Here is a 4278-nt window from a genome sequence, read left to right as displayed (position 1 = left end):
TTCAGACGGGCAGTCAGTGTGACTGCAAATTAAAATATGAATTGAAAATTCATATTATCGGGTGTTAGCTGCAGATAACCCGCCGGTTTTAACCGGCAGAGACTGCAGGAGAGATGATGAATAAGCCTGTATTTATTGCGCAAACGGAAGTTTCCTCCGCGCAGGCAGAGATAATTTTCGAAAATCTTCTACGTGTTTATGGTGAACATTATGCCGTGGAGCGCACAGGGAATGAAGGTACAATTCCGCTGCTGATGGGGGTGGCAAAACTCAGGCTGGAACAGGAGCGTTTTACCGTAACCGCCGAGGCTGCCAATGAAAGCGATCTGTCTTATCTGAAATTTGCTGTCGCGGAAGGTATTGTCCACCATGCGGGTGCCGAAGCTGTGAGCTTCCGCTGGGAAGGCGACGGCGCAGGCGAGGGCAGTCTGCCACCGTTTTTCCGCGAAATGAAGGTCATTGCCGTGCGCAATATTACGCCGCATATGCGCCGGATCAGATTGCAGGGCGATGATCTGGGGCGCTATGCCAGCGGCGGGCTTCATATCCGCCTGATATTGCCGCCTAAACCGCCGCTCAAACCGATATGGCCTCATCTGGGGGCTGATGGTCGTCCGGTCTGGCCGGATGGTGAGCACCGTCTGCAAAATCGTGTCTATACAATCCGGACCATTGATGTTGAGCAGGGCTGGGTTGATATTGATATGGTCGTGCATCCCAGCACGGTTGAAGCACCGGGAACAGAATGGGCCATGCAGGCGCAGACCGGTGATATTATCGGCATGACCGGCCCCGGTGGCGGGGATATGCCTGCGGGTGATGATTTTATTCTGGTCGGTGATGAGACTGCCTTACCCGCTATTTCCCGTATTCTGGAAAGACTGCCGGCGACGGCATCGGCAATTGTGCGTATTGAAGTAGCTGACAGTGCGGAAGAACAGCTACTGGAAACTCAGGCACAGCTTGATCTGAAATGGTTGCATCGTAACGGTGCGGAAGCCGGTACAACAACACTGCTGATTGATGCGGTAAAACAGGCCATGCCGGCGCAAAGCGAAGGACGCCGGTTGTTTGCATGGGCTGGCTGTGAGTTCGATGCTTTTAAAGCTATTCGCGGCTTCTGGCGTAAAGAATGCGGTCTGAAACGCGATGACCACATGGCGGTTGCCTATTGGCGGCGTGGCGTTACGGACGACCATTAAGCGGATGGCTTTGGCTGTACGATTTTAAGGAAAGCTACTGCCTGACATGAGAGCGACCTTTGTGTGCCAAGTCTGGCGCACGGCGCTCTCATGTCAGGCAGTGATCTTTTTAATGCGTCCGGCCAGACTTTTCTGTTTTGATGCTTTTGCTTTTTTGGTGCTTTTGGCTGGAGCAGCCGGTTCTGTGTCCGGTTCTTTCAGCAATGTTTGGATAGGAGAGGTTTCACCTTCCTGAGCCGCCGTTCTGGCAACCATTTCAGCAGCGAGATCACTAATGGTTTCCCGCAGCTGGTTATCTTCGTCACTCAGCGTCCGGCTTTCATTCTCAGCGGATTTTTCGCCGGAGCTCATGGTTTTACTCTGTCGTTCGAGTTTTTCCTGCGCATCAGAGAGTTCTGAAATCAGACGATGCAGTTTCTCCTCAAGCGCCTGATTACGCTGTTTCTCGCTTTCAAGAGATGTTTTCAATGATGCCACCTGAGAAGCCAGTTCTGACTTCAAGCTGTTAAGTTGTTTCTTTTCCTGCCGCAGATCGCCTGCTTCACGCCGCAACCGGTCTGCTTCGCTTTCACGACGGGAGACCTCTTCACGCAGCGTATCACTGAGATGGCTCAATGCTTCATTCTGGCGTTGCATCCGGCCGTTTTCATCAAATGCGGCCTGCTGTTTCTGCTGAAGCTTTTTCATCTGCTCCTGCGCAGCGTTTAAAGTCTGCCGGTCGTCTTTCTGTTGTATTCTGGCAATTTCAAGCTCCTGCTGCAAAGGCAGAATCTTCTCAATTTCATGACGATCCGTGCTGATTTTCAACAATGCCTGAGTGTGCTTCTCACGGATTTCCGAGGTTTGCATTTCCGCTTTACGGAGCGCGGCGGCATGGGATGCACGCAGCATATCCCTGTCGGCTTCAATAGCTGTCAGCGAAAGCGGCAGCTGGGCATTCATCTGTTTTTGCCACAGATAATTTGCGCGTCGCCAGAACAATGGCGCTGCCAGCAAAATCAGAAAGACTGCGCATAAAAAGCCCAGCAGGAAAATCAGTACGGATTGTATCACGATCTGCCGATCTCCGGTGCTTTCAGATTATGACATGAATGCATGAAATTTAAATCATTCAGAGTGCATTCCGGTCTGATTTAACCGGATTACTGCTCTGTCCCTTTGACTGAATGCGCATCTGATCCACAAAATATACGGGATGCGCCTGTAAAAGAGAGAATTTTCCAATTCTCTCTCCGGTCATATGTCTGCGATCAGAACGGATTCCATGTCGCGCTTGGTGTCAGCTTGAGATAGCCGATATTGACGCCGAGACGGCCACCGACACCGGTACGGATTGGTACCAGCAGAATATTGCCGCGCTTCAGCACATTAAAACCTGCACCGGCAATAATATAGGCAGAGCCGGAAACGCCCGCATAGCGGCCATAGAGCATGTTTACATCATCAAGATTGTAAACCAGCATCATAACGCGCGAACCCTGACCACCGAAATCCCAACCAAGGGAAGGCCCCTGCCAGTAGGTTTTGTGATCGCCGGCATTTTTGGTGTAGAGCGTGCCTTCACCGTAAGTGAGGCCGCCTACAAAGGCGCCGGAACCTTCTTCACCCAGAATATAGCCGTTTGGCAGGCCGTAACTCTGGAACGCTTTTTCAATGGCGGAGGCAATGCCGCCTGAGGTTGAGCCAAAGAAACGATGGCCGGAGGCAACAATTTCCTCCATGCTGAAGCCTTCATTGGCTTTGGCCTGCTGCGGTATGACGCTGATCAGAGCCAGTAATCCTATTATGACCGATGCAATATGCACACGGAAAGAGGACAGGTTTAGGGTAGCCATAAAAAAATCCTTCTGGCTGCTTGGCTCATTCTGTCTGACGGGACAATGAACACACTTAACAGGTGCTGTTGTCCGTATTTCCAAACATGCGCAAATGATTGCTGCACATGCTTAAATCCCTGTCCGGAGCCGCAATTCTGATGATTGCTTTATCCGGTATGTATCTTGCCGGAACAGCAGGATACGGTGGTTTGGCGAAACGGCTGTTTGATTTTTATAGCCTTCCGCACGGATATGACCCTTATTGTAGCGTCAAAAACCTTGTCGAATTGTTTATATGAAAAATTGTCCTTTCAATGGCTTAATGAAAAAGCATTAAAGCTGTTTTTGTCCTGTTATTTGGTAATCATTAAGCCTCTTGGCGCATAATCGCGGCATAAGGATGCCATGGCGTCCTGTTATCAGTTTATGTTCCGGTGATTCGCTTTGCGATGTGACAGATTTTGCCCGCAAAGCTGAGCCGGAACTTTGTCGAAGCCTGCCGGCAGGCAGATATGAAATTTGGAGATGCAATCAATGGCCTTGCCTGTTGTTCTTTCTGCGGTTGATCTCGGCGCATTGCTGTGCAGCCGCATTTGCCATGACATTATTTCACCGGTCGGTGCGATTAATAATGGTCTGGAATTACTGGAAGAGGGCGGTGCGGATGAAGATGCAATGGCGCTGATTGCTGCCAGTGCGCGTAATGCGTCTGCCCGTCTGCAATTTGCCCGTATCGCTTTCGGCGCTGCCGGTTCTGCCGGTGTGCAGATCGATACCGGTGATGCACAGAATGTTGCCACCGCCTATATGGCGAATGAAAAGCCTGAATTTACCTGGACCGGCAACCGCGCTTTCCTGCCTAAGAATCAGGTGAAGCTGCTGCTGAATTTGATCCTGATCGGTATTTCTTCCATTCCGCGTGGCGGTAATCTGGATGTGGTGCTGGAAGATGCGGAAACCGATCCGAAAATCAGCATTAAAACACGCGGTCGTATGCTGCGCGTTCCGCCGAAATTTAAGGAACTGCACGACGGTATTATTCCGGAAGAGGCTATTGATGCGCATTCAGTGCAGCCTTACTACACATTGTTGCTGGCACAGGAAGCCGGTATGGAAATCATTATTGATGTGAGCGAAGAAGAAATCGTCTTCCGTGCGCAGAAAGCAGAAGTTGAACCGGCTTTTCAGGGCGATGTGCCTGAAGCCGATGACGGTACACTTGCCGCAGATGCCGGTACGCTGGCTGACGATTGATCAGC

General features: G+C 50.9%; 4 protein-coding genes and 1 pseudogene. 3 read left to right on the top strand and 2 right to left on the bottom strand.

The genetic code is table 11. The annotated features are described in order from the left end of the window. Positions 1-116 precede the first annotated feature (116 nt). On the top strand, positions 117-1202 hold the full coding sequence (locus A918_RS0102135) for a siderophore-interacting protein (protein WP_022709458.1): 1086 nt from the start codon (positions 117-119) through the stop codon (positions 1200-1202). A 93-nt stretch (positions 1203-1295) separates the two neighbouring features. Here the strand turns inward: A918_RS0102135 and A918_RS19155 are convergent, their stop codons facing one another. Together A918_RS19155 and A918_RS0102125 are read right to left on the bottom strand one after the other, a co-directional pair. Continuing rightward, positions 1296-2255, bottom strand: coding sequence for a hypothetical protein (locus A918_RS19155; RefSeq protein ID WP_022709457.1), 960 nt, complete (start codon positions 2253-2255; stop codon positions 1296-1298). A 197-nt stretch (positions 2256-2452) separates the two neighbouring features. Then, positions 2453-3037: a DUF1134 domain-containing protein gene (locus A918_RS0102125; RefSeq protein ID WP_022709456.1), complete on the bottom strand. Its 585-nt coding sequence runs from the start codon at positions 3035-3037 to the stop codon at positions 2453-2455. A gap of 107 nt (positions 3038-3144) precedes the next feature. Here A918_RS0102125 and A918_RS21660 point away from each other — a divergent pair, with 107 nt between their 5' ends. Continuing rightward, entirely contained in the window at positions 3145-3318 is a 174-nt protein-coding gene (locus A918_RS21660; RefSeq protein ID WP_156831370.1) for a hypothetical protein, read from the top strand. Positions 3319-3553: 235 nt separating this feature from the next. Continuing rightward, a pseudogene (chpT, locus tag A918_RS19150) lies at positions 3554-4180 on the top strand (histidine phosphotransferase ChpT); the annotation flags it as partial. Positions 4181-4278: the final 98 nt, after the last annotated feature.

It is taken from the genome of Pseudochrobactrum sp. AO18b (assembly GCF_000409565.1).
GTDB classification, from domain to species: domain Bacteria; phylum Pseudomonadota; class Alphaproteobacteria; order Rhizobiales; family Rhizobiaceae; genus Pseudochrobactrum; species Pseudochrobactrum saccharolyticum.
This window is presented reverse-complemented; position numbering and strand designations above follow the sequence as displayed.